Below are 25,315 nucleotides of genomic sequence, written 5' to 3' on the forward strand. Positions count from 1 at the left end.
GGTGGTTCAGATTCAACTCTGTGACTGACACACCGCTATCGGGAGCAAGCCCCCTCCCACAGTAGATCCTTATTTATTTTGAGATCTTCACGAATCCAGGCTTGAGTCCGAACACCTCCACACCTTGCGGTGTCGATTGCCCCGTCTTCACCGTCACCCGCTCCACCGGCTTATCCATCGCCGCTCGATACGCCACCGTCATGTCCGGCTCGATCGCCTGGCTTGGAATTACCATCGCCTGGTCATTGTTGTAAGTCACGATGGTCAACCGCGCGCTCATCCCCAAGCGCACACGCTGCAGTTGCTGCGGCGTCAGCTTGGGAATCGACAAGGTCACCGGAAACTGCGCGCTGCCCTGGTTATCACTGGCAATCGCCAACCCGCTGACCACGCTGACGGACCCCGTCAACCGCTCGCCATCGAAGCCGTCTCCCATCACTTCCACCGCCTGGCCCTGGTGCAGTTGGTTGATGTCCAGCTCGGAGACCTTGGCGACGATTTTCAGTCGCTCGATATTGGCCAGGCCGAACAGCACCTGGCCCTGGCTGACCTTGCTGCCCGCCTGCACCGGGGTATTGTTGGTGTTGCCGCCCTGGGGTGAACTGTTGTTGCCCGGCGCCGGCACCACGATGCCGGAGAACGGTGCCTTGACCTCCTGGCCGTCGAGCAACGTGTGCAGGGCCTCGTATTTCACCGTGGCGTTGGTCAACTCCATGTCCGCGATCTGGCGGTAGGCGCCTTTGCCCTGGTCCAGCGCTTGTTGCAATTCGCTGCGCGCGGCGACCAGGTCCAACTGCTGCTGTTGAGCCTGTTGCTTGAGGTCATCGAGCTCGTTGCGCGGGATGATGCCGCGCTTGAACAGGTTCTCGCTTTCCGTGAGTTTGCGCTGGGTGTTGCCGGCCGTCATTTCGGCGGTGCGCAGGCTGCGACGGGCACGGCTGACGGTGGGGCTGCTGTCCCAGTCCTGCATTTCCTGCACGGTGCGCCGCGCCTTGAGTTGGAGGGAGAGGGCATCGCGCAGTTGCACTTCGAGGGTGGCCGGGTCCATGCGCAGCAGCACCTGGCCGGCTTCGACGCGCTGGCCTTGCTCAACCAGGTTGGCCAGGACATTGCCGTCGAAGGGCGCCGTCAGGGTGACGGTAGTGTCAGGCTCGATCTTGCCCACCAGGCCGATCTGGTGCACCAGCGGGTCCGGCTTTACCGCCAGCCACTGCTCGGTGGGCGCGGGCGCGTCGGCGCCCGGGCTGCGCAGCGCCACCCCGGCACCGGCCAGGAGCAGCACCAGTACGGCGCCGATCAGGTACTTCTTGTTAGTAGTCATTGAGGGCGATTTCCCAACTTTCCAGCGTCATGCCCAGGGTCAAGTCGAGCTGGGTCTGGGCGTTCAAATAAGCGATCAGGGCGTTGAGCTGCGCATTTTCGGCGTTGCGCAGGTCGGTCTCGAAACTCAGCACCTGGAAGTTGGTGGAGCGCCCGGCGCTGAGTTTTTCCCGTTCGATCTCGATTTTGCGTCGTGACAGTTCCACGGCGCGCTGGGAGATTTCATATTGGCGCCAGCGGGTACCGAGGTCGCGCACCACATCGTTGACGCTGCGCTCCAGTTCCTGGCGGGCGTCGGCGATACGAATCTCCTGGTCTTCCACGTTCACCCGCGCCCGCACTTCGGCCTGGCGCGTGCTGATATCGCCGATGGGGATCTGCACCTGCACTCCGGCGTAGCTGTCCCAGGTACGCTGGTTGGTATTGCCGTTGTCACTATTATTGTAGGCGTCGCGTATCTGGTTGGCCCCGGCGACCAGGTCGACCTGCCAGCGCCCGGAGTCCTTGGCGATGACCAGGTTCAAGTCCGCCTGCTGGCTGCCCAGCAACGCGGCGAGGTATTCCGGTTGCTGGGTTTGCGCCAGGTTGAATGCCTGGCGCCGGTCGATGCTCATCGGTTTGGCTTCCAGGGCTTCACTGGCACGGATCTGTGTGGACAGGTCCAGGGCCAGTAGGCGCAGCAAGGCGAGGCGGCTGGTGTCCAGCTGGTTTTGCGCCTCTTCCACGCCCAGTTGTTGGGTGGCGATATCGGCTTCGGTCTGCACGATTTCGAATTCGGCCATGCGCCCGGCGCTGATCAACGCCTTGTTCACCTCCAGCAGCGTGCCGGAACGCTTGAGCGCGTCCTGCACGATGCTCAATTGCTCCTGGGCGCGCAGCAGGTCGCGGTAAGTGGCGATGATCTGGCTGATGGTCTGCGCCACGGTGGCCTTGAGGTTCAGGCGGTTGGCCTGTTCCGCCAGGCGCGACAGGCGCAACGGCGCGGTGGTGGCGTCCCAGCCGGCGCCGCGCATCAGCGGCTGGATGATCGACAGGTCCAGGCCGTCACGGCGGTAGCGGCCGGCGCGATCGGCGTTGTTCAGTTGTTGGGTCCAGTTCATGCTCAACCGGGTGCCGTACTCACCGAGCAAGGTTGCATTGGGGGCCAGGTTGGCGTTGCGTGCGTTGTCCGCCGAACCCCGGGTGGCGCGGTAATAGCTGTTGAGCGTGAGCTTGGGGTTGAAGGTGTCTTCGGCCACGCGCAAGTCGAACTTCTGCGCCACCCGTTGCAGGTAGGCGCTGCGGATCGCCGGGTTATTGCGCAGGCCCAGGTACACGGCGTCGCCCAAGGTGATGTCGGTGACCTGGGCCTTGAGTGACACACCGCGATCGTAACCGCTGCGGGTGGTGCTGGGCGCCGAGGGGTTGATCACCACGTCGGCGGCCATGACCGGCAGGCTCACCAGTGCCAGTAGCCATAGCCATTTACTCATCGCGCAAGGCCTCCACTGGCTGCAGCCGCGAGGCCGAGACCGCCGGGTAGATGCCAAAGAACAACCCCACCAGCAAGGTGCTGCCGACCCCCAGGGGCAGGGCGGCGACCGCCAGGGAAAATGCCCAGCCCGACAGCCAGGCGTAGAGCCAGGCGGCAGTCATGCCCAGCACTGCACCGCAGAGTGCGCCGACGGCCGTCAAGGTCACGGCCTCCAGCAGGAACAGGTTGCGGATATCCCGCTGCCGTGCGCCCAAGGCCATGCGGATGCCGATCTCGCGGCGGCGCTCCGACACATTCATCAGCATCACGTTCATCACGCCCACGCCGCCGCCCACCAGGGAGATGGCCCCCAACGCCAGCAACAGATAAGCAAAGGTGCGGCTTTGCCGGGTCATGCCATCGATCATTTGCTGGGGCACCTGGATGTCGACGTCGTGGTCGACCAGTTGGCGTTGCAAGGCGGTGGCGGCGTCGTGGGCAATGCGTTCCATATCCTGGCCGGCGGCGGCGCGGATGATCACGCTGCCGATCTGCGGGGTGGCATAGATGCGGCGCATGCCTTCGGCGGGGATGAACAGCGATTCATTGGCCTGAACCGGGATCAGCATGGCGCGAGGCTGGCTGTGCAAAATGCCGACGATCAGGAACAGGTAGTCGTTTATGCGTACGCGGTCGCCCAGTTTCAACGGGCTGCCGGGTTGGCTGAGGGCCTGGGCCAACGAGTCGCCGATCACGGCGTAGGTTTCATTGGTGTCGAAACTCGACAGGAAGCGCCCGTCGCGCACGGCCAGGCGCATGGCGTCCTGGATGTCGGGCGTAATGCCGACGAAGTTGGCGTTCACGGCGTGCCCCTGGAACACAAGCAGCCCGCTGAACAAGGTGAGCGCGCCGATATGGGCAATGCCTGGCACTGCCTGGCGCACCGCCTCAAGGTCGAGGCTGGCGCGCATGGCTGCGTTGCTGTTGCCTTTGGGCGGGAACTGGGCGACCAGGGTGTCGGTGCCCATGTCCTTGAAGATCATCGCCGCGTCGGTGGCGGCGTTATGGCCGATGTTGATCAATGCCACCACTGACGAGCTGCCGATGACGATGCCCAGCAAGGCCAGGATCGAGCGTTTGCCCAAGGTGCGCAGGCTGACGAAGGCTTCATGCAGCAGTTGGCTCACGCTCTGTTCGACCCGCAGGCTCATAGGCGCCCGGCCTCATGCACCGTACCGTTGCGCACCAGGATCTTGCGCTCCAGGCGTTCGGCGATGTGGGCGTCGTGGGTGACGATGATCAGCGTCACTTGTTGTTGGCGGTTGAGCGCCAGGAGCAGGTCCATGATCTCCTGGGCCGTGGTGCTGTCGAGGTTGCCGGTGGGTTCGTCCGCAAGAATCACTGAGGGTTTGCCGACCAGCGCCCGCGCAATCGCCACCCGTTGGCGCTGGCCGCCGGAGAGGTCGGCGGGGCGATGGTGAGCGCGTTCGGCCAGGCCGACTTGTTCGAGCATGTGCAGGGCGCGTTCCAGCGACTCATGACGTGATATGCCCCGGTAGCTCAGGGGCAGGGCGACGTTGTCGACGGCGCTGAGGCGCGGCAGCAGGTTGAAGCTCTGGAACACGAAACCGATTTGCTGGTTGCGCAGGGCGGCGAGCTCATCGGGCGTGGCGCTGAAAATATCGTGGCCGGCAAAGTGGTATTGGCCGCCGTTGGGCAAGTCGAGCAGGCCCAGGATATGGAGCAGGGTACTTTTGCCGGAACCGGACGCACCCAGGATGCCGCAGCTGTCACCGCTGGCGATGGACAGGCACACATTATTGAGAATGGACAGTTCCTGCCCGGCGAGCTGATAGCGTTTGCCGATGCCTTGCAGGGAAATCAAGCCTGGGTGCGCGGGGGTCTGTGTCATCATGACTACGCCTGCAGTCTCGACGGTGCCGCCATGCGCCCGTAAATCTTTGTAACAAGTTCGGGAGCTGTCTGGTACGCGTCACGGACTGGTTTTATTTCTTGTTTTTAAAATATTGTTTGAATAGTAACCGCCTTCCTGCGGCTCCGCCAGCCATGGATATAGAGCGGTTTAACGCTTTGAAATGACTTGTTGGTGGGCTGGTCCAGCCTTTTGAAAATACCTTGGACTCGCCCCGATAGCCCCATTTATACAGGCTTTTGATAGCATTACGCAGTGTCGCTGCTTGCATTCGATTGGCCGCCCCGGTATAAAAAATCAAATTATTTTTTAAAACAATATTTCCCCCGTGGAACTCTTATGGTCGCGAAGAAACTCAGCGCTCCAAACGTTACCAAGACTCGACTGCTGGATGCGACAGAGGCTCTCTTCATCAAATACGGTTATGACGCGGTCTTGTTGCGGCAGATTACCGAGCGTGCCCAGGTCAACCTGGCTGCCGTGAACTACCACTTCGGGGACAAGGATTCCCTGATGCAGACCCTGCTCAAGCAACGCCTGGAGCCGCTCAACGAGCAGCGCCTGGAATTGCTGGCGCGCTGTGAGGCTGAAGCCGACGGGCCACTGGACTGCGACACCTTGCTCGGCGTGCTGTTCGCGCCGGCCATGGGCCTGGAGCGCAGCGATCCGGCCAGCGGGGAAGGGCGCTCGTTCATTCGTTTCCTGGGCCGGGTCTACAGCGATACTTCGCCGTTTATCCAGGAATACCTCAAGGTACATTACCAGCCAGTGTTCCAGCGCTTCTTCGAAGCCTTCGCCCTGGCCTTGCCGGACCTGCCGCGCAACGAACTGGGGGTGCGCCTGCAATTTGCGCTCAAGGCGATTTCCGGGGTGATGGCCGGCACTGAACTGCGCCTGCTGATGAACTCCATGAGCCTGGGTCGCCCGGCCACGGATGCGGAAGTGATGGCTAAGTTGATCACGCTGGTGTCGGCGGCGATTCGGGTGCCGCAGCAGAGCCCGGAAGCGGAAACCGCGCTGGCCAAGGTGCTGGATACCCAGCGGGCCATCCGCGAACAAGCGGCAACCCCCGCCGCCAAGGCATCGGGCTAGGTCAAATCCAAGGCAAAAAAAGCCCGCTGGGGCGGCGGGCTTGATGTGCAACGTTTGTAACGGATGAGGCTTCACACTACGGCCGCAGATGTGAATAAAGCGTGAAAAATATGTAAGAAAAAGTGTGAAGTTTGTGCATGACTTACGACCACTTGTCGGGACTGTCATTTCTCACAGGTTACCGAGGGTCGTCCCAAGGTGTTTGATTTCTCCTGGCGATTCCCTGCCCAGGAGACTGACGATGGCGACCAAACCCACCCGCGTTAAAAAAACCGTTGTAACACAATCAACGGAAGAACCAGCCGGCACTAATACCATCAAGAAAGCGGCAGAAAAACCGCTTGCCCCGGCGAAAAAAAAGCGCGTCCCACCTACTCCGCCGAATCCCCCCAGCGTCGTTGAGGATCTGGAATCTCCCTATCCGATCCCTATGTCGGTCGTCCCTGTGTTGGGAGCGGCTTACGGTCTTGGCCGTCGCCATATCAAGGATGGCTTGACTTACGCCTTCGAGCGCTGGACTCAATGCCGTGCGGGGGACGAGTTTATAATTTGGATGAACGGCATTCGGATGGCCGAGGACAGAGTCTCCCCGGCCAATGAAAGCGATCCACGATTCTTTCTGGTCATTCCCAGGTCGAGCTTGTTACTGCATTTTGTCGACGACGTCTATGGAGAGGTGCGGCGGGTCGGCGCCGGTACGGTCAGTACTTCAGAGCGCCAACGAATCCTGATACTGGATACCCTGCCAGGTGGGGAAGGGAATTGTGATGGCACTTATCACACGGGCCTCACCTTTACGCTTTCCCACACGATTATTGACAGCGTCGTTGCCTCACGGGGTGTGGATGTCACTATTCGTGCGTGGGCCAATATGCGTGTCAATGATCTGGTGATGTTTTACTGGGGCCCCCACCGTTTTGAACTCCCACCCCTCCAGCCAAGCGAAGTCGGGCGTGACCTGAGCTTTCTCATCACCCCCGATTTTCTGCGCGCCGTCGGGGACGGCCGTCTTGTCGTGCAATTCTACTTGTATGACGAAGTGCTCGATGAGTCTGGACCGTGCCATCGCTGGAGCAAGCCGGTCCCGGTCGAGGTCGTCCTTAATACTACCCTTCTGGAGGAGCCGGAGATTATCGAGGCGGATCCTGATTTACTGATTGTGGACGCCGACTCATTGCATGGGGCGCCGGCTAACGGGTCTGTATTCATTCGCAGAAATCATCCGGCCTTCGCGGCCGGGGATCACCTTATCTGGACGGTGATGGGCAACACGCCAGAGGGGGAAGAGGTCAGCTACAGTTTTCGCCTGCCCGTGACGCTGGCCAGTTACAACGATATCTCAATTCCCAATGCAATTGTCCGGTCATTGATCCAGAGTACGCTGAGAATTTCCTACGTCAGGGAAAGAGAAATGTTGCCTTCACGGCCAACTGTCTATGCGGTCGCGGGCGTTCGCCACACGTTGCCCGAGCCTGACGTGCTTCAACGACATGGGCCATTTGTCGAACCGGATTTGCGTCTTATCACCGTAGCAATGCCTGACTATGACCCACCAGGCAATTCGGGCGACGATCTGCAAGTCAATATTCTGGGTGAACACCTGGATGGTAGCGTGGAGCGTGTGTTCAGTCACCGGGCGGCGGGTGTCCATCCCCGCTTCCGCGATTTTTTAAACGCGCAATATGCGCGATTTGAAGGTCTGCTCCGTACTCGCGTCTATTACCTGGTTACTGGCCCGGTCACTGTACGAGAATCCGAACGTCGATATATCCAGATCGGGCGGCCGGCGCGTACGCTGGTTGCGCCGAGTATCCAAGAGGCGGATGTCACGAACAATATTGATCCCGCCACAGTGGGCAGTGTCGCTACCTTTGAGGCTCGTGCGGAATTCAGGGCGGGAGATGAAGTCATCATCAAGTATGTGGGCTCGGTAACGGGAAGCTCCACGATTGAGTATGTGCTGGCGGTTGGTTCCAACCCTTTCCTGGCGGATGTCCCCAAAAAGCTGATTGACGATAACCTGGATGGCACACTCCGTGTCAGCTATGTGCGCCGGCGATTTGGTGTTGATGAGTTGTCCGAAGAAAAGGCCTACACCATAGGCCGGGCGTTGGGCGAGTTGTTTCCACCTGAAGTGGTGGAGGCTACAACAGGGCCGGATGAACTCGACCCCCGTTTGGTTGCGATTTCGGGGGCTACCGTTCGGTGTCGCTACGAGCACCCCAAGGACGGCGATCAGGTCGAGGTCTGCTGGCGTGGTCTGTCGGGTGCCGGGACGCACTTTGAAAGCAAGGACGCCAACCGGGGGGACACGTTTGTCGAGGTCATCGTTCCGCCCTCTGCAATTGGTTTCAATATCCACCCCCAGGGACGAGATATTGACGTGTCTTTCAAAGTTATCCGCAATGGCGTTCCCACCGACTCGCCGGTACTTACGTTGAACCTGCTCACGCTGAGTCATTTGCCTGGAGCGACAATCGACAGCATCGGTGAAAGTGCGATTCTCGAGATACCGAAGTTGGATGACCTTGACCAGACTCGAGTTGCTCCCTGGCCATATATTGAGATTAATCAGCGTATGTGGTTGCGTAATGAAGGCACCCTGGATACCGACGCTGCCTATTTGGAAGAAACTTATGTCGGCCGCGAGGTCTCGGTAGCGGATGTCAACAATGGGCCTGCTCCGTTTACACCCGTAAGCCGGCTGCGGCGTTTGAAAGAGTGGACGCCATTCACCATTGACTTCGGGGTAACCTTCAATCACACCAACAACCCTGCCGATATCGTGTGGTTTGAAACCCGCCACCATATGGTCCAGACGCAGCCTAACGTATTCCCCCATCCGGAAATCAAGTATTCGACGCCGCCCAGTGGGCCGGAAGTCGTTATCAGCCCGATCACCGTCGAGAACAAATGCCAGGTGCTGGTGACCTACCCCAATATGAACCAGGGTGGGACCGACATGATTACGCTGTACTGGATCGGTGATGATGGTGTTCCGGTTGAAGTTGGCACGCAGACAGGCCTGGACGGTGGCACGGTGACGTTCAACGTCAGTAATGAGTTGGTCGGCGTGAGTATCCACACCACGATCCAGTTGCAGTATGAAGTGATATTGGGTCGAGGCGGGGAAGGTTCGTCGGAAGTGCAGATGGTGCATGTTCAGGCAATTCCACAGGCCAGTTTGCCTACGGCTTTGATCAACAATGTGGCGAATGGGGGATCCATAAACCCGGCCAGTTTAACGGGCGATGCGATGCTGAGGATGATCAAGTGGCCTTACAGCGCCAAAGATCAAGTTGCCTGGCTGACCCTGGCGGCGCCAGGCGCGGTGACGCAGAATCTACTGGTGGAGCATCGGGTTTCCGAGAATGAAGCCATCAACGGTTTTGCCAATATCACGGTGCTGCGCAGTTGGCTGATGACTGTGCCGAACAATGGCACGGTGACGATCAACCCCCTCGTTAACTTTAATCGGCAGAATGATAAGGGAATGGCGGTCGTCTTCCCGCCGACTCAGTACAGGATTGCTCACACCACGGCCCTGGTCTTTGATTCCTCGGCTGTTTACTTCAATAGGAAGACCTACTTTTTGGACGGTTACCCTAACGTCTTGCCCATTTTCGGCCCCGGGAATTCGATTCAGCGCGTGGCAAGCGGGGGGACGAGGCCATATTTGTACTCAACCTCCAATGCTGGCGTCGTGCACGTTGACGCCAATACGGGCTATGCCACCATGCGCGGCAACGGCAGTGCGGTAATCAGTGTGCGAGACTCGTCGGTGCCTGCACAAGTCCGTAGTTACACCGTGTATGCAAGCCAGGCAGTACGTTGTGTCGGTTTGGGTCGCAGTACGCTTGGCAACATCCGATCCTCCGCGAATAACGCCGGGGCACGGTTGCCGAGCCTTGATGAAGCCCGTGAGTTGCATCAGGTCTTCGGCTATTTGTGGCCGATGGGCAATGGGCTCTATTGGACATCGACCTTCTCCCACAGTTTTTTCTTTACCAACTACTACTACGGCTTGAATATCAATACGGGAGAAATATTGGCAGGCAAGGACCATATCGCTGGAGACCACTTCAATGGTGTCGGGCTCAGGTAGCGGGATAGGGCGTTAAAGGCACAGAGGAGAGAGGTTCACGACAAGTCGGGAACCTCTCTTTTTTGCTTGGTGCTGCGCAAAGTTGTCAGATTTTCCAGCGCTTTGCGCATTGCCCTAAACGTAAACGCATCGTGTCTACATTCGCTGCCAACTGCATCGTCAACAACCGATACCCATCCAACTCAGTGTAAATCGGTGTACCCAGAGTAGGCTCCACGACCGCGCTATTCCCCTCCCGCTCCAACCGCTCCGTCACTCCGGATTTCAACGCCCGCGCCATCCCCACCAACTGCACGCGGATCTGCCGGTGTTCGGCCTTCAACATCATTTGCATCCGCGCCATCGCCTGTTCATCCCGTGGGTCCGGCCGCGTATTGCCCAAGATCTCCAACGTGCTGATGCACATGCGCAGATGCCGCTGGATCGCGTCCAGCTCGGTCATGGAGATCCGCACCTCCTTGGACACCGACGGCATCAGCGAGCGCAGTTGCACCATCGCGGCGTTCAAGCGATTGAGCAGTTTGAGGTGTTCATCATCGGTGACCGACTGGCCATTGATGATCCGGCTGTAAATAGCCGCGCAGTCGCGCAACGCACTGGCCAGGTTGTAGCGCCAGGAGTACACGGCATACAGCGGCAGGGCGAAGGAGAATGCCAGCGCCAATACAATCCCGATCAGGATATCCACGGTGCGCCACAAACCATCGGAGATCGGGTTGTCGCCGTGGCCGGCGACGATGAATACCGTGATCGCCGACAGCAGCGCGATATAACCGCCCTTGCCGATGGCGTGATAGGAAAAGAACCCGCACACCACCGACATCAGCAGGTAGGTCAGCAGCGGCTGGCCCAGCCAAGCCTGTTGCACCACCAAGGCCAGGCCGACACTCGCGCCGATCAAGGTGCCATAGGCCCGCTCCACGGCTTTTTTGCCGATATTGCCGTGGTGCTGCAACCCGCCGATCACGATCAGCATGGTCACCGACGCCCACTCACCGTGGGGCAGGTTGATGCCCGTAGTAAGCAGGATGGTTGCCAGCAGGCCGATGGACACGCGCACGGCGTGGATCAGCTTGGCATGGCGATAGCGCCGATACGGGTCGAGCAACGGGCGCAGCAGGCGCCGGGCGAACAGGGGCAGGTTCATCGGTACTAAAGTGGCCTCAAAAGTCAGGGCGTACGCGGTTCAAGTGTGGGAGGGGGCTTGCCCCCGATAGCAGTCTCTCAGTAACAGATAGGCTGACTGACCCACCGCTATCGGGAGCAAGCCCCCTCCCACATTTAAATCAGCATGCTTCTTAGAAGATGTAGTCGGTTGTCAGGAAGCTTGAGTCACGATTACGCAGGATGTCGCTGACCAGCGCCTTGTTGCTTTCCTGGAACTTGGTCGCCACCAGGGTACGGATCGAGAACACGCGTAACGCGTCATGCACCGACAGTGTGCCCTCGGCCGAGTTCTTGCGCCCGTTGAACGGGAAGGTGTCCGGCCCACGCTGGCATTGGGCATTGATGTTGATGCGCCCAACCTGGTTGGCGAAGGTGTCCACCAGCGTGCCGACGGCCTCGGGGTTGGTGCCGAAGAGGCTCAGTTGCTGGCCGAAATCCGAATCCAGCACATAGTCGATCACGGTTTCCAGGTCACGGTAAGGCACGATCGGCACCACGGGGCCGAACTGTTCCTCGTGGTACACGCGCATCTGCGGGTTCACCGGGTAGAGCACCGCGGGGTAGAAGAACGAGCCGCGACTGACACCGCCGTTGGGGTTCACCACGTGGGCGCCGTGCGCTGCGGCATCGGCCACCAGGCCGTTGAGGTAATCCACCTTGCCCACTTCGGGCAAGGGTGTCAGCGCAACCCCGTCTTCCCAGGGCATGCCGGGCTTGAGGGTGGCGAGTTTCTGGTTGAATTTCTCGATAAAGCGCTCGACCACATCCTCATGCACAAACAGGATTTTCAGCGCGGTGCAGCGCTGGCCGTTGAACGACAGCGAACCGGTGACGGCTTCGCTCACCGCATTATCCAAGTCGACCTCGGGCAACACGATACCGGGGTTTTTCGCATCCAGGCCCAGCGCTGCGCGCAGACGGTGGGGCTTGGGGTGCAGCTTTTTCAGGTCACTGGCGGCCTTGTTGGTGCCGATAAATGCAAAGATATCGATCTTGCCGCTGGCCATCAGCGCGCTGACGGTTTCGCGGCCGCTGCCGTAGATCACGTTGATCACCCCGGCAGGGAAGCTGTCGCGGAAGGCTTCCAGCAACGGGCGGATCAACAGCACGCCGAGCTTGGCCGGCTTGAACACCACGGTGTTGCCCATGATCAACGCCGGGATCAGCGTGGTGAAGGTTTCGTTCAGCGGGTAGTTATACGGCCCCATGCACAGCGCTACGCCCAGCGGTACGCGGCGGATCTGGCCGAGGGTGTCCTGCTCCAGTTCGAAGCGGCTGGAGCGGCGGTCGAGTTCCTTGAGCGCATTGATGGTGTCGGTGATGTAGTCGCAGGTGCGGTCGAACTCTTTCTGTGAGTCCTTGAGGTTCTTGCCGATCTCCCACATCAGCAGCTTGACCACCGCGTCGCGCTGTTCGCGCATACGGCGTAAAAAGGCTTCGACGTGCCTGATGCGATCAACCACGCGCATCGTCGGCCATTCGCCCTGGCCACGGTCGTAGGCGCGCACGGCGGCGTCGAGGGCGGTGAGGGCGGTGTCGGCGTCGAGCAGCGGGGTGCTGCCGATATGCACGCGTTCTTCGCCGAACTGCACCGGGCTCTGCACCTTGGCGAGCGGGCCGTTCCACACGTGCAACTGGCCGTCTACCAGGTAGTCACGCTGTTCAATGGGCGCGCCCAGGCGGAAGGCTTCGGGAATCTCGGTGACGGAGGCGGGAAACAGCTCGGCGAGCAGGTTGCTGGTGGTCATATCGCTACCCCTGGAAAAGTTACAAAACATGACTGGGACATGACTAGAGAGTCACCCAACACAGGGCTCTATGGCAAGGCTTGCGCGCTTTCTTGTACGCATGGCAGTGCGCCGCGGTTAAACTGCGCGACTTTCTGGAAGGAGTTCACATGAGTCAGTACCAGCCGGGCATTCTTGCCGCACCGGTGCCATTGCAGGCACGCCATCTGTTTTTTGCCGTGGACTCCCTGGGCGGCGTACCGGCCGCACTGGACGCACTGGTGCAATTGGCCGATTCGGCGGCGGTGGTCGGCTTGGGTGAACCGCTGGTCGCGGCATTGGGCGCGCATATCGACGGGCTGCGTGCATTCCCCGCCGTCAGCGGCCCGGGCGCGCACAACCCCTCGACTCAACAGGCGCTGTGGGTATGGTTGCATGGCGTGGATCGGGGGGAGTTGCTGTTACGCAGCCGCGCCTTCGAAAAAGCCCTGGCCCCGGCCTTTCGCCTGGTGCAGATGACCGAAGGGTTCCGCTACAAGACCGGCTTCGACCTCACCGACTATGAAGACGGCACCGAAAACCCCCACGATGACGCTGCGGTCGAAGCCGCACTGACCGACAGCGGCGCCAGCTTCGCCGCCCTCCAGCAATGGCAACATGACCTCGACGGCTTCGCCGCCTTGCCGGCCCTGGAGCGCGACCACATCATCGGTCGCCGGCATGGCGACAACGAAGAGCTGGACGATGCCCCCGCGTCCGCCCACACCAAGCGCACCGCGCAGGAAAATTTTACCCCGGAAGCCTTCGTGGTACGCCGCTCGATGCCATGGGCCGAGAACGGCCAGGCCGGGTTGATGTTCCTCGCGTTTGGCCACTCCTTCGACGCGTTCGAGGCGCAATTGCGGCGCATGAGCGGCCTGGAAGATGGAATTGTCGATGGGCTGTACCGCATCAGCACGCCGTTGACCGGCGGTTACTACTGGTGCCCGCCGATCCAGGACGGGCGTCTGGACCTGAGCGCGCTGGCACGCTGATCGACTGCGCGAACCGCTGCCTGAAAAGCGTCCTGACCCGAACGGTCAGGGCGCTTTTTTTTGTGGCTGTGTATCACGCTGTATCTGAGCACCCTCCTGATACACCGGCATGACGTTCTATCGCGTTCGCGACACAGAGCGGATACACGCCTGGCTTTAACTCTGTTCACCAGCTGGCGCAGGCGGTCATCGACCCCAAGGCGCCCTGGCCACACTCAGTCAAGCCAGGAGATTCACCCATGAAGCGTTCTTACGCAGCCCTTGCGGCAACCCTCGCCCTGTCCCTCAGTGCCTTCGCGGCCGTGGCCCATGCCGATGAGCCCAAGCCCCAGGAGAAATGCTTCGGCGTGTCCCTCGCGGGTGCCAACGATTGCGCCGCAGGCAAAGGCACCTCGTGTGCCGGCACCGCCACCGCCGACTACCAGGGCAACGCCTGGGTGCTGGTGGACAAGGGCACCTGCACCCAGATCAAGACCCCCAAAGGCTACGGCAGCCTCACGGAGCAACCATGAGCCGAGCGGCCCCAGCGTTGGTGATCCAGCGCCTGCTGCCCCAGGCCCTGCTGTTGCTGGTGGCCCGTCTGGGCATCGCGGCGGTGTTCTTCCTGTCGGGGCGTACCAAGGTCACTGGTGTGCTTGAACTCAAGCCGTCGACCTACACGCTGTTTCGCTCGGAATACGCCTTGCCGCTGATCCCGCCGGACTGGGCCGCGCACCTGGCGACCTACGCCGAACACCTGTTCCCGTTGCTGTTGGTGCTGGGCCTGCTGACCCGTCCGGCCGCTGCCGCACTGTTGGGCATGACCCTGGTGATCGAGGTGTTTGTGTACCCCGACGCCTGGCCGGTGCACCTGACCTGGGCGGGCCTGTTGCTGCCGCTGCTGGCGTATGGCGGTGGAGCCTGGTCGCTGGACCGCCTGCTGGCGGCTAAACGTGGCTGACTTTTCTACAACCTGAATGGAGCTTTCCCATGCGTATGCTTTCTTCTCTGGCCATTGCCATGGCCTTGACCGTTCCCCTGCTGGCCCAGGCGGCGCAGGCCCCACAGCCTCCACAGCCCGGCACCGGTAAGAACGTGGTGATCGTGCCCGGATCATTTGTCGACGGTTCCGGTTGGCGGGTGGTGCACGACATCCTGATTCACAAGGGCTACAAGGTCACGGTGGTGCATCAGGGCCACGAAAACCTCGCGGCCGATGTGGCCGAAGCCCGCGAAGTGCTGGAGCAACAGGTCGGCCCGGTGGTGCTGGTGGGCCACAGTTCCGGGGGTGGGGTGATCTCGATTGCCGGTGACCGCGACAAGGTCAAGGCGCTGGTCTACGTCTCGGCGTTGCAGCCGGAGGTGGGCGAGAACATGGCCCAGTTGATCGGCTCCATGCCGGCGCCCAGCGATGACATCCAGCAGAAGCGCGACGGTCATCTGTTCTTTGATCGCGCCAAATTCAACGCGGACTTTGCCGCCGACCTGAGCACCAACCGCACTGATTTCATGGCCGCCTCCCAAGTGCCGGCCACCACCGCACTGTTTGGCGGCACCGTGTGGGCCGCGGCCTGGCACAAGAAGCCGACCTACGCGGTGGTGTCCACCGAAGACCGCGCCCTGAGCCCCGACCTGCAGCGTTGGATGTACCAGCGCGCCGGTTCCAAGGTCACCGAAATCAAAGCCAGCCACGCGGTGTACATCTCCCAGCCCGAGGCTGTGGCGAAGGTCATCGAAGACGCTGCATCCGTTATCCAATAACCCACGACACCCTGGAGAAACACCCATGAACACTGCACTCAAATCCCGCTTGAGCCTGGCTGCCGCCGCCGCACTGATCGCCATGGCCTCGGCTTCATTCGCCACTGCCGCCAGCGCCGCCGACGCGCAGGAAAAGCCCGGCCGCTGCTACGGCGTCAACACCTGCAAGGGCACCAGCCTGTGCGCAACCGCCAAGAACGACTGCAAAGGCCTCAACAGCTGCAAAGGCGAAGGCGTGATCGTCAAGACGCCGTCTGAATGCCTCAAGGCCGGCGGCACCTTGACTGAACCGAAGTAATCCACTCGGCGAGCCCTGCGCGGGCTCGCCACTTTTTTTGCGGGGATCCGCCATGCCGACACCTAATCCTCACTTTTCCGGCTACGGCCTGGGGCTGCGCAAGGAGCATTACTGCGACTTTCTGGAAACCTCGGTCCCCGTGGACTTTGTCGAAGTGATCTCCGAAAACTTTATGGTCGCGGGCGGCCAGCCCCGGCATATTTTGCGCCAGGTCCGCGAGCGGCACCCGGTGGCGCTGCATGGGGTGTCGATGTCGATCGGCACCGCCGAAGGGCTCGACGCCCACTACCTGCGGCGCCTCAGGTCGCTGGTCGATGAGATCGAGCCGCTGTTTGTCTCCGATCATTTGAGCTGGTCACGCAGCGGTCACTTCAATGCCCACGATTTATTGCCGGTACCCTATACCGAAGAGGCGCTGGACCGGGTGTGCGCCAATATCGATCAGGCCCAGGAGGCGTTGGGTCGCACGCTGCTGTTCGAAAACCCGTCGAGTTACCTGGCCTTTGATGGCGCCGTCATGAGCGAGTGGGCATTTATCGACGCCATGACCAGGCGCACGGGCTGTGAGTTGCTGCTGGACATCAACAATGTGTTTGTCAGCGCCAGCAACCACGGCTTTGATGCCGACGCGTTCCTCGACGGCATCCCCGCCGAACGGGTACGCCAGGTGCACTTGGCCGGGCATAGCCAGGGCCGCGAATTGTTGATCGACAGCCATGACAGCCCGGTGTGTGACGGGGTGTGGGCGCTGTATGCCAAGGCCAGGGCCAAATTGGGCCCGGTGGCGACCATGATCGAACGTGACGATGAGATTCCGCCATTGGCCGAGTTACTGCGGGAGTTGGCGATGGCCCGCACGCTGGGAGCGCAGCCATGAACCTGGCCGAGTGGCAGCAAACCTTTCGGACCTGGCTGGTGAGCGCGTCGGATGAGTCCGCTCAACGGCTGGGCAATCACCACGCCGGGCTTGCGGTGTACCAGAACAACTACCGTGCCCAGTTGGTGGGGTGCCTGGAGCAGGCGTTCCCCAACCTGCGCCGTTGGCTCGGTGAGACGGCGTTCCTGGCGGCCAGCATGACTTACATCGACCAGCAGCCACCCCACGCCTGGACCCTGGATGCCTACCCCGAGGGCTTCTATCACAGCTTGAAAAGCACGTTTGCACACAATCCCGATGTGCACGAACTGGCCTGGATCGAGTCGGCCCTGAGCGAAGCCTTTGTGGCTGCCGATGCTCAACCCGTGCCGTTGGAGGCGCTGGCCGGGGTGGACTGGGACACGGCCCACCTGCGGTTGACTCCGTCGCTGCGTTGCCATGCCTTGACCACCAATGCCGAGGCGATCTGGTCAGCCCTGTGGCAAGAGGCCGCGGCCCCCGAAGCGGTCATGCTTGATGTCCCGGGTGGTGTGCTGGTGTGGCGGCGGCAGTTCACCTCGCGCCTGCGCCAGGTGGATGCGCTGGAACTGCACGCATTGTTGCAGGTGCAGGGCGACGGCAGTTTTGCCGGGTTATGTGAGTGCCTGGTCGAGCGCCTGGGGGAAGAGGCCGGTGTGATGCAGGCCGGTGAGTACCTGGCCGGGTGGCTGGGCAGTGAGTTGATTGTGGAGGTGGGCCATGTTTGATCGTCGTGATTTTCTGCTGCTGGCGGCAGTCACCTTGTCCGCGCCGGCGTTTGCCGTGCAACAGGTCAGCACCGATGAGCAGGATATTCGCTATGAACAGGCCGGGCCGGAGGAGGGCCGTGCGATCATCCTGCTGGCGGCCGACGCCAATGCCTTTGCCGCAGTCATACCCGCTCTGGCCGCCCAAGGGTTTCGGGTGATTGTGCCGTACTTGCGCGATGCGCACGACGCAGCGCTTGGCCAGGATGTGCTGGAACTGATGAATGCACTGCATATCCCCGAGGCGGTACTGGCGGGTGTGGAATTGGGCGCACGGGTGGCTTCGCATGCTGCGCTATTGAAGCCGAGTCGCTGTGTCGGGCTGGTCACCTTGAACACCGCGCCCCAGCCCGGTTTTGCCGAGGCGGTGGGGCTGATGGCGAAGACCGGACACTGGCGAACATGAAAATATTGACAGCCAGGTGATCGGCCACTGAAAAAAATCCCCGCTGCCCGTAACCTAGAGGCCTTTGTCTCCTGCGGGAAGTGTTCATGTCTTCTGTTGCCGATGGGTTGCCCTCCCATAAACGCTGGCCGGCGGTGATTGCCCTGTCTCTGGGGATCGGCATGGCAACCCTCGACACGGCCATCGTCAACACCGCGTTGCCGACGCTGGCCGAGGGTATCGGCACCGATTCGGCCTCGGTGATCTGGGTGGTCAACGCTTACCAGTTGGCGATCATCGCCACGGTGCTGCCCTTTGCATCATTGAGCGATGTGCTCGGGCACCGGCGGGTCTATCTGGGCGGCTTGTTGCTGTTCATTGTCTCGTCGCTATTGTGTGGGCTGGCCGGTTCGCTATTGACCCTGACCGCCGCACGCGTGGCGCAAGGGCTCGGTGCGGCGGCGCTGATGAGCGTGAATACCGCGTTGCTGCGGCATATCTACCCGTCAAAAATGCTTGGGCGCGGGCTGGGCTACAACTCGCTGGTGGTGGGGCTGGCGTTTACCCTTGGGCCGACCGCGGCGTCGGCGATTCTGTCGGTGGCGACCTGGCATTGGCTGTACCTGATCAACGTACCCTTGGGGCTGTTGGCACTGGGCCTGGGGTTGCGCGCGCTGCCGGTACTGCCGTTGACCGGGCATGCCTTCGACCGTCTTGCCGCGCTGTTGTGTGCCGGTCTGTTCGCCTTGCTGGTGTTGGGGCTGGGCACCGCCGTACACGGCGCCCAGGGCGCATTGACCCTGGGCCTGCTGGCCTTGGCGCTGGGTTGCGGTGCCTGGCTGCTGCGCCGCGAGGTCGGTCACCCGGCTCCGATGCTGGCGGTGGACCTGTTCAAGCGCCCGGTGTTTGCGCTGTCGTCCCTCACGGCCATCTGTGCGTTCAGTGCCCAGGGGCTGGCCTTTGTGTCGCTGCCGTTCCTGTTGCAGGCGGTGCTTGGGCATAGCCAGGTGGAAACCGGGTTTTTGATGACGCCGTGGCCGGCGGTCGTCGCGGTGATGGCGCTGGTGGCGGGGCGCCTCGCGGATCGAGTGTCGCTGGCGGTGTTGTGCGGCATCGGGCTGTTGATGCTCAGTGTGGGCATGGCGACGTTGGCCACGCTGGGCAGCGGCGCATCGGCCTTTGAGATTGGCTGGCGCATGGCCTTATGTGGTGCCGGATTCGGCTTCTTCCAGTCGCCCAACCTCAAGGCAATCATGACCAGCGCCCCCTTGGCCCGCAGCGGCGGCGCCAGCGGCATCGTGGCAATCTCGCGCTTATTGGGGCAGACGCTGGGGGCGTCGCTGGTGGCGTTCTGTTTCCATCTGTCTGTGGGCAGTGGTCCTGAGTACGCGCTATGGCTGGGTTGTGCGTTTGCCTTGGTCGGCGCCGTGGCCAGTGGCTTGCGTCTGTTGCCCTATGACAAAAAGGTCGGATAAATCGTTGTAAAACGCCGGTCGGGAAGGCTACCGTGGCGACCTGAATATTTCGGAATGTTTCAGCATTATGTCGGTCCAGGCTCAACGCACTGCTGATGTGTCCTCCCGCCGCGCCGCGCTGACCCTCGCGTTATGCCTGCCCAGCGATGTGCTGCTCTACCTGCTGCTGCCCATGGAGTCCCAGGCCTTTGGCATCACCCTGGCCCAGGCCGGCGTGCTGCTGGCGGCTAACCGGCTGGTGCGGATTTTCGGCTATCGCCATGTGCTGAACTTCTATGCACGCCATGGCGATCGGTTGACCTGCATGATCGCGGCGGGGGCGGCGACCGTCTGCGCCGTGGGCAACTCGATGCTCTCGGGTTTCGCTGCGTTGCTGGGGTTGCGGCTGATCTGGGGCCTGTGCTTTGCCGCGTTGAACCTCTCCACCCAGGTGCTGGCGACTTCGGAGCCTGGCGGCGCGGCACGCCGGGCCGGGCGCTCACGGGCGATGATTGCGCTCGGGCCAATGCTGGCCTTGCCCCTGGGCGGCTGGCTGACCTTATGGGCCGGGCCACGGCCGATCTTCCTGATTCTGGCCGGCAGCTGCTTGTTGGGGGTGTGGGCGGCGCACGGCCTGCCCAGGGTCGGCCATGACTTGCACAGTGCGGGGCGCCGTTTCAAATGGCCCGACAGCGTGGCGACCTGGTCGTTTATCGAAGGCGTGGCGCTGGACGGACTCTTTATCTTTGGCCTGTCGATCCAGGCGCAGAAGCTGCTGGGGGGCGATGCAGTGCTGATCGCCGGTGGCCTGATGGCCCTGCGGTATGCCTCGGAGATGCTCCTCAGCCCGCTCGGCGGTCGTGCGGCGCAACGCTTCGGGGCCACTTCGATGTTGCTGCTGTTTTCGTTCCTGAGCGCCTTGGCACTGGCGGCGTTCGGCAGTTACTGGGTGGTCATCGGCGCGGCGGCGGTGCTGGTGCTGCGCGCACTGCAACTGCCATTGGTGACCACCCTGGTCGCGGAGCGCAACCCGGGCTCGATGCGCGTGTCGGCACTGGCCTCCAACGCGGTGTGGCGGGATATCGGCGCGGGCCTGGGGCCGTTGCTGGCGGGCCTGTTGCTGCCGGTAGCTGCGGCGCCCTGGGTGTTCGGCCTGGCCGGCGCGGCGATTGCGCTGAGCGCGGTGTTCTGCTGGCGGGCAAAAAGTTGAACGATGGCGCACGGCGGTTTCTCTAACCCTGTGTAGACCCTTTGAGGTGAACCATCATGCCCGAATACAAACAGCCACCGCCCGGCACCCCGAACCCTGACCGCACACCCGGTGAAGAGGAGCGCGACAACGATGCGTTGCGTCCCAACGACCCGGCGGAGCGTCAGGACAACGATGTGGAACGGGTCGAGCACGACCTCGACAACCTCCACGACAAAGCCCGCCCGCTCTGAGCAAGGAGATTGCCGTGAATGACACGCCCAAAGGCCCGCGTTCGAGCGAGCACGCCAGCGGCAAGGATGAGTTGGGGTTTGACCCGGATTCGCCGGACGTGGCGGACCCTCAGGTGGACCCTATCGGTCCGGCTATCGCCCCGTTGGATAAGGACAAGAAAGACCAGGATGAAAACAAGCCGCCCTATGACCCGTTGGGCGACCTGAAGCCTTGAACAGGAAGCCTTGAACAGGTAGTTGAGCGCGGTCCTCACAGCGAGGCGTTAAGTTCATCGATCAGTGTCTCGCGGTACTTCAACGCCGATATCGACCGATCGCCGAGCTTGCTCGCCACCGCGCTCAACAAGCCCTGGGCGAGCAACATGAAGGCGCACATGCTGTTACTGAAAAACAGGCTGTGATTGGGCACATAGAAGCTGTGCAGCGCCACTTTGGCCAGTGGCGAGCTGGAGGAGTCGGTCAGCGCAATGACTTTGATCCCATGGCGCGCTGCAATCTCGGCGGTGGCCAGCACACTGGGGGTGTAGGGGAAGCAGCTGGCAACCACCAACACGTCCCCCATGTCCAGTTGTGCCAGCGCATCCGCCACGCCTTGGCGGCTGGAGTCGAGGGCCGACACATCCGGGCGCAGCATGCCCAGGCCATACGACATGAACAGCGCCAGTGAATTGAACTGCCGCATGCCATGAATCCGCACTCGGCGGGCCTCGGCCAGCAGTTCTACGGTCTGTACGAACACCTCGGGATCGACCTGTTCGATCATGCTGGCGATGTTGGCGCTTTCCTGGCGGCCCAGGCGGGTCAGTTGGTTGAGGATGTCCTTGTCTTCATGATTGACCACCAGCCGTGAGGCCTGGTCGCTGTAGAAGTGCTTGCCCTCGGTAATTTCCCGCCGAAACACATCCTGCAATTTGCTGAAGCCACCGTAGCCCAGGCGTTGCGCCAGCCTCGAAAGTGTCGAGGCATTGACGTCCAGTTGCTCCGCCAGCTCACTGATCGAAGACACCGCCGTGCGTTGCGGGGACTCGATCAGCGCCATCAACACCCGCCTGGAACTGCTGCCCAGCGCGATATCGACATCGCGCCGTTCGATAGCCGCGAGCAATTGCTTGAGGCCGTCCAGCGTGTCGGGAAGGGCTGTCAGGGCATTATTCATCACAGGATCCATGTCAATGAGTGGCTACGCACCCAGGTGAACCACGCCTTCGGCAGCGGCTTGGTCGGTGTCAGGCTGCGTATAAATGCGCCACTCTACAGTGTTGGCGCTGATCCGAAAAACGCCGGTTGCCAAGGTGTTCTCATCGTCCGGATCATCCGCCGCACTGCGGTATACCGGCAAATGCCCACCGGAGGTGTCACGCAGCAGCGTCAGCGCAACCTCCGCGTGCAATGCGCCAGGCCATTGCAGCAGGTGCATATTGATACAGCGTTGCCTGGCGCCGGAGCTGTCGGTGATGCGCTGTGCCACCTGACTCAATGCTGGCGCAACCAGATGGTTGGAATGCCCGACCGGCGCCTGGATTTCACGCACGTGGCTCGCGCCGGCGCACGCCTCCACGCTGACCACCCGCAGGCTCCCCGCCTGGCCGAACGTGTGGTGAAACGCGCCGGCGCGGTCGGTGCGTGTCACGATCGAGATCGCCTCATCAAGGGTACTCGCGTCCAGCGTCGCGCGCCCCAGGATCTGGCGTGGGATGCCGGAGGGGATATGCAAGGGCCGGATATTGTTGACGGTCGCCACCAGCCCGCGCTCATTCACCGCCAGTGTGTGCCCGGGCAGTGAGCCGGGGTAAACAAAGCTGGTGAACGCCAGGCCGGCATCCGGCGTGGCATGCAGCAGTGCGCAATGGCCTCTGAGTTGCGGGAAGCCGTCTTCGTTATGGGCGATCAGCGTACCGCCTTGGGTGGGGCCGAATACGGTCGTGCAGCCATCCACGCTGTGGGGGTGCACGTAGTCGCCTCGGCAATTCCACATGAACACCTCATCCACCGGCAACTGCAAGCCGTCGGCCAGCCCTTCGAGTTCCTGCCAGTAACGCGGGAACTCGTCTTGCACCCGCTGGCGCATCTGCCAGGCCGCCGGGGTGTGTGCCTGCGCCGCCAGGTATTGCCAGAGGGCAAGGGGACGCAAGCGCGTAGCCACCGCGTCGCGGCCGAAAACCCCCAGCCCGCGGCCGATCGAATATGCACTTCCATCAAGATGAATAGAGGGCAGTGTCATTGCATCTCCTCACGATACATGTTGCAGAAACTCGCGCAGGCGCGGGCTTGGCGGGTTGGCGATGAGCTCGGCGGGCGGGCCGTCCTCAGCGATGCGGCCCTTGTCGATGAAGATCAGGCGCGTGGCAACCTTGCGTGCGAAATCCACTTCGTGGGTGACGATCACCATGGTCATGCCTTCATCGGCCAGCGATTTCATCACGGTCAGCACTTCGTGGCGCAATTCCGGATCCAGCGCGGATGTCGGTTCGTCAAACAGCATGAGCTTGGGCTTGACCGCCAATGCCCGTGCGATGGCGACGCGTTGCTGCTGGCCGCCGGACAGCTCGGAGGGGAAGTGATTGGCACGTTCGGCCAAACCGACTTTTGCCAGCAGTTCGGCGGCCAGTTGCTCGGCCTCCGTGCGGCTGGCGCCGCGTACCCGTACCGGACCGAAGGCGACGTTCTGCAGCGCCGTCATCTGGGGGAACAGGTGAAACTGCTGGAACACCATGCCGGCTTCCTGGCGGATCAGACGCTCATCGACCTTGGGGTCGTTGACCTCCAGGCCATCGACGATCAGTTGGCCGTCGGTGATCTCTTCGAGTTTGTTGATGCAGCGCAGCAGGGTGGATTTACCCGAGCCCGACGGGCCGATGATGACGACCACTTCACCGCTGGCGATCTTGAGGTTGATGTCGTGCAGCACCTGAGTGCTGCCGAAGTGCTTGGACACACCTTTGAACTCGATCATAGGATTTTCAGCCTCGATTCCATACGTCGCAGTACATAGCTCAGCACCAACGTAATGATCAGATAGATAACGGCGACCGCAGACCAGATTTCCATCGCGCGGAAATTGCCGGCGATCACTTCCTGGCCCTGGCGGGTCAATTCGGCGACACCGATCACGATGAACAGCGACGTGTCCTTGATGCTGACGATCCATTGGTTGCCCAGCGCCGGGATCATCCGGCGGAACGCCAGCGGGGCGATCACATAGCGCAGCGTATCGCGCCTGGACAGGCCCAGCGCCAACCCGGCTTCGCGGAAACCTCGGTTGATCGACAACACCGCGCCGCGGGTGATCTCGGCAATGTAGGCGCCGGAGTTGAACATGATGGTCACGACGGCAGCCGAGAATGGATCGATGCGCACCGGAATCATCATCGGTAGCGCAAAGTAGATGAACATGACCTGCACCATGATCGGTGTGCCACGGATCAGTTCGATGAAAACAAGCGCAACACGGCTGCTGATAAAACCACCGTAGGCACGGGCAAAACCCGCACCTACGCCGATGACGGCACCACCGATCAGACCCAGGATCGAAATCCACAAGGTCAGCTTGGCGCCGTCGAGCAGGACCGGCAGCGCATCCCAAATGGCGCTCCATTGGAAATGCATGCTGAATTCTCTATTGAGGAAGGACGGGGGTTATTGCGGATCGGTGCCGAACCACTTGCGATAGATCTGCGCGTAGGTGCCGTTCTCGCGAATCTTCTTCAGTGCCGCGTTGACCGGCTCGCGCAATTCGCTGCCTTTGGGGAAACCGATGCCGTACTGCTGCGCGAGCATCTGTTGGCCGACGGCCTTCACCTGGCCTTCGCCTGCCGTCTTGATGTAGTACAGGACGTTAGGCGTGTCGTGCATGGCGGCATCGACACGGCCGGTGCGCAGCTCCAGGTAGGCGTTATCGATATTGGGGAACTGGCGCAGTTCGCTGGCTTTCAGGTTGGCCTTGGCGTAGTCCGCTGCCGAGGTGCCGCTTTTTACCGCCAGGGTCTTGCCGGCGATATCCGCTTCACCTTTGATGGTGTTGTTGTCGCTTTTGACCATCAACAGGAAACCGCTGTTGTAGTAACCATCGGAGAAGTCGATGGCTTGCTTACGCTCTTCCTTGATCGTGATCCCGGCGAGCGCTACGTCGACATTATGGGTTTGCAGGGCAGGGATGATGCCGTTGAAGTCCATGGGCTTGAGCTGGTAGCTGACGCCCATTTCTTTGGCAATGGCGGCCCACAGGTCGATGTCGAAGCCCACGTATTCGTTGCCTTGCTTGAACTCGAACGGTACGAACGCGGTGTCGGTCGCGACCAGCAGTTCCTTGCTCGCAGCGAAGCTGCTTGAGGTGGTGACCAGTGCCAGTGCCGCCAGTGAGACCTTCAGAAAGTGCTTCATGGGTATTTTCTCTTCAGGGGGAAACAAGCCCGAGGCTAGCCTGGGGCGATGGGGATAGCGGCAGTCAATTTTTTGAGTGATCCACAGGAATTCACTCCACTTTTTTGTTATAGGCCCGGCTA

The 25,315-nt window shown here is 61.4% G+C and carries 25 protein-coding genes; 14 read left to right on the forward strand and 11 right to left on the reverse strand.

Annotated features, from left to right (window positions below; translation table 11 throughout):
* Window positions 1-73 precede the first annotated feature (73 nt).
* From ACQRBT_RS19540 to ACQRBT_RS19555, 4 genes are read right to left on the reverse strand one after another with little or no spacing between them, the layout of a single operon-like run.
* Window positions 74-1,321 (reverse strand): efflux RND transporter periplasmic adaptor subunit, encoded by a 1,248-nt coding sequence (locus tag ACQRBT_RS19540; protein WP_411984400.1) that lies wholly within the window; start codon window positions 1,319-1,321, stop codon window positions 74-76.
* The gene (locus ACQRBT_RS19545; RefSeq protein WP_412047240.1) at window positions 1,311-2,792 is read right to left on the reverse strand and encodes a TolC family protein; all 1,482 of its coding nucleotides are present in this window, start codon (window positions 2,790-2,792) and stop codon (window positions 1,311-1,313) included. The genes ACQRBT_RS19540 and ACQRBT_RS19545 overlap by 11 nt, the downstream gene beginning before the upstream one ends.
* The gene (locus ACQRBT_RS19550) at window positions 2,785-3,984 is read right to left on the reverse strand and encodes an ABC transporter permease (RefSeq protein WP_205345111.1); all 1,200 of its coding nucleotides are present in this window, start codon (window positions 3,982-3,984) and stop codon (window positions 2,785-2,787) included. The genes ACQRBT_RS19545 and ACQRBT_RS19550 overlap by 8 nt, the downstream gene beginning before the upstream one ends.
* Window positions 3,981-4,688, reverse strand: a complete 708-nt coding sequence (locus tag ACQRBT_RS19555; protein WP_412047239.1) for an ABC transporter ATP-binding protein — start codon at window positions 4,686-4,688, stop codon at window positions 3,981-3,983. The genes ACQRBT_RS19550 and ACQRBT_RS19555 overlap by 4 nt, the downstream gene beginning before the upstream one ends.
* 357 nt (window positions 4,689-5,045) lie before the next feature.
* On the opposite strand from ACQRBT_RS19555, the gene ACQRBT_RS19560 reads away from it, so the two are divergent.
* On the forward strand, window positions 5,046-5,798 hold the full coding sequence (locus ACQRBT_RS19560) for a TetR/AcrR family transcriptional regulator (RefSeq protein WP_104994154.1): 753 nt from the start codon (window positions 5,046-5,048) through the stop codon (window positions 5,796-5,798).
* A 241-nt stretch (window positions 5,799-6,039) separates the two neighbouring features.
* Window positions 6,040-9,903, forward strand: coding sequence for a hypothetical protein (locus tag ACQRBT_RS19565; RefSeq protein ID WP_412047238.1), 3,864 nt, complete (start codon window positions 6,040-6,042; stop codon window positions 9,901-9,903).
* Between the two features lie 85 nt (window positions 9,904-9,988).
* Here ACQRBT_RS19565 and ACQRBT_RS19570 read toward each other — a convergent pair whose 3' ends face one another.
* A complete protein-coding gene (locus ACQRBT_RS19570; protein ID WP_060755696.1) occupies window positions 9,989-11,050 on the reverse strand; it encodes an FUSC family protein in 1,062 nt (353 codons plus the stop codon).
* Window positions 11,051-11,201: 151 nt separating this feature from the next.
* Window positions 11,202-12,818, reverse strand: a complete 1,617-nt coding sequence (locus ACQRBT_RS19575; protein ID WP_412047237.1) for an NADP-dependent glyceraldehyde-3-phosphate dehydrogenase — start codon at window positions 12,816-12,818, stop codon at window positions 11,202-11,204.
* A 149-nt stretch (window positions 12,819-12,967) separates the two neighbouring features.
* On the opposite strand from ACQRBT_RS19575, the gene ACQRBT_RS19580 reads away from it, so the two are divergent.
* From ACQRBT_RS19580 to ACQRBT_RS19635, 12 genes are all read left to right on the forward strand, one after another.
* Window positions 12,968-13,831: a Dyp-type peroxidase gene (locus ACQRBT_RS19580; RefSeq protein WP_412047236.1), complete on the forward strand. Its 864-nt coding sequence runs from the start codon at window positions 12,968-12,970 to the stop codon at window positions 13,829-13,831.
* Window positions 13,832-14,070: 239 nt separating this feature from the next.
* Entirely contained in the window at window positions 14,071-14,343 is a 273-nt protein-coding gene (locus ACQRBT_RS19585) for a BufA1 family periplasmic bufferin-type metallophore (RefSeq protein ID WP_106803409.1), read from the forward strand.
* Window positions 14,340-14,771: a DoxX family protein gene (locus ACQRBT_RS19590; RefSeq protein ID WP_412047235.1), complete on the forward strand. Its 432-nt coding sequence runs from the start codon at window positions 14,340-14,342 to the stop codon at window positions 14,769-14,771. Before ACQRBT_RS19585 ends, ACQRBT_RS19590 begins: the two co-directional genes overlap by 4 nt.
* 29 nt (window positions 14,772-14,800) lie before the next feature.
* Window positions 14,801-15,571, forward strand: a complete 771-nt coding sequence (locus ACQRBT_RS19595) for an alpha/beta fold hydrolase (RefSeq protein WP_412047234.1) — start codon at window positions 14,801-14,803, stop codon at window positions 15,569-15,571.
* Between the two features lie 25 nt (window positions 15,572-15,596).
* Window positions 15,597-15,869 carry a hypothetical protein gene (locus ACQRBT_RS19600; RefSeq protein ID WP_060755690.1) on the forward strand — a complete coding sequence of 91 codons (273 nt, stop codon included), beginning with the start codon at window positions 15,597-15,599 and terminating at the stop codon, window positions 15,867-15,869.
* A 52-nt stretch (window positions 15,870-15,921) separates the two neighbouring features.
* Window positions 15,922-16,746: a DUF692 domain-containing protein gene (locus ACQRBT_RS19605; RefSeq protein WP_412047233.1), complete on the forward strand. Its 825-nt coding sequence runs from the start codon at window positions 15,922-15,924 to the stop codon at window positions 16,744-16,746.
* On the forward strand, window positions 16,743-17,492 hold the full coding sequence (locus ACQRBT_RS19610) for a DNA-binding domain-containing protein (RefSeq protein ID WP_060755688.1): 750 nt from the start codon (window positions 16,743-16,745) through the stop codon (window positions 17,490-17,492). Before ACQRBT_RS19605 ends, ACQRBT_RS19610 begins: the two co-directional genes overlap by 4 nt.
* On the forward strand, window positions 17,485-17,937 hold the full coding sequence (locus tag ACQRBT_RS19615; protein WP_161549668.1) for an alpha/beta fold hydrolase: 453 nt from the start codon (window positions 17,485-17,487) through the stop codon (window positions 17,935-17,937). Before ACQRBT_RS19610 ends, ACQRBT_RS19615 begins: the two co-directional genes overlap by 8 nt.
* An 86-nt stretch (window positions 17,938-18,023) precedes the next feature.
* A complete protein-coding gene (locus tag ACQRBT_RS19620) occupies window positions 18,024-19,391 on the forward strand; it encodes an MFS transporter (protein ID WP_161549667.1) in 1,368 nt (455 codons plus the stop codon).
* A gap of 67 nt (window positions 19,392-19,458) precedes the next feature.
* On the forward strand, window positions 19,459-20,580 hold the full coding sequence (locus ACQRBT_RS19625) for an MFS transporter (RefSeq protein ID WP_244385561.1): 1,122 nt from the start codon (window positions 19,459-19,461) through the stop codon (window positions 20,578-20,580).
* 56 nt (window positions 20,581-20,636) lie between these two features.
* A complete protein-coding gene (locus tag ACQRBT_RS19630) occupies window positions 20,637-20,813 on the forward strand; it encodes a hypothetical protein (protein WP_162843525.1) in 177 nt (58 codons plus the stop codon).
* 14 nt (window positions 20,814-20,827) lie between these two features.
* Window positions 20,828-21,028 (forward strand): DUF6021 family protein, encoded by a 201-nt coding sequence (locus tag ACQRBT_RS19635; protein ID WP_060755684.1) that lies wholly within the window; start codon window positions 20,828-20,830, stop codon window positions 21,026-21,028.
* Window positions 21,029-21,063: 35 nt separating this feature from the next.
* Here ACQRBT_RS19635 and ACQRBT_RS19640 read toward each other — a convergent pair whose 3' ends face one another.
* From ACQRBT_RS19640 to glnH, 5 genes are read right to left on the reverse strand one after another with little or no spacing between them, the layout of a single operon-like run.
* Window positions 21,064-21,969, reverse strand: coding sequence for a MurR/RpiR family transcriptional regulator (locus ACQRBT_RS19640; protein ID WP_060755683.1), 906 nt, complete (start codon window positions 21,967-21,969; stop codon window positions 21,064-21,066).
* Between the two features lie 24 nt (window positions 21,970-21,993).
* A complete protein-coding gene (locus ACQRBT_RS19645) occupies window positions 21,994-23,034 on the reverse strand; it encodes a C45 family autoproteolytic acyltransferase/hydolase (protein WP_412047232.1) in 1,041 nt (346 codons plus the stop codon).
* A 9-nt stretch (window positions 23,035-23,043) separates the two neighbouring features.
* Window positions 23,044-23,766, reverse strand: a complete 723-nt coding sequence (gene glnQ, locus ACQRBT_RS19650) for a glutamine ABC transporter ATP-binding protein GlnQ (protein ID WP_060755681.1) — start codon at window positions 23,764-23,766, stop codon at window positions 23,044-23,046.
* Entirely contained in the window at window positions 23,763-24,419 is a 657-nt protein-coding gene (gene glnP, locus ACQRBT_RS19655; protein WP_060755680.1) for a glutamine ABC transporter permease GlnP, read from the reverse strand. Before glnP ends, glnQ begins: the two co-directional genes overlap by 4 nt.
* Before the next feature lie 30 nt (window positions 24,420-24,449).
* A complete protein-coding gene (gene glnH, locus ACQRBT_RS19660) occupies window positions 24,450-25,193 on the reverse strand; it encodes a glutamine ABC transporter substrate-binding protein GlnH (RefSeq protein ID WP_060755679.1) in 744 nt (247 codons plus the stop codon).
* Between the last annotated feature and the right edge of the window lie 122 nt (window positions 25,194-25,315).

Source organism: Pseudomonas sp. R19M (genome assembly GCF_050312585.1).
Classification (GTDB): Bacteria; Pseudomonadota; Gammaproteobacteria; order Pseudomonadales; family Pseudomonadaceae; genus Aquipseudomonas; species Aquipseudomonas palleroniana.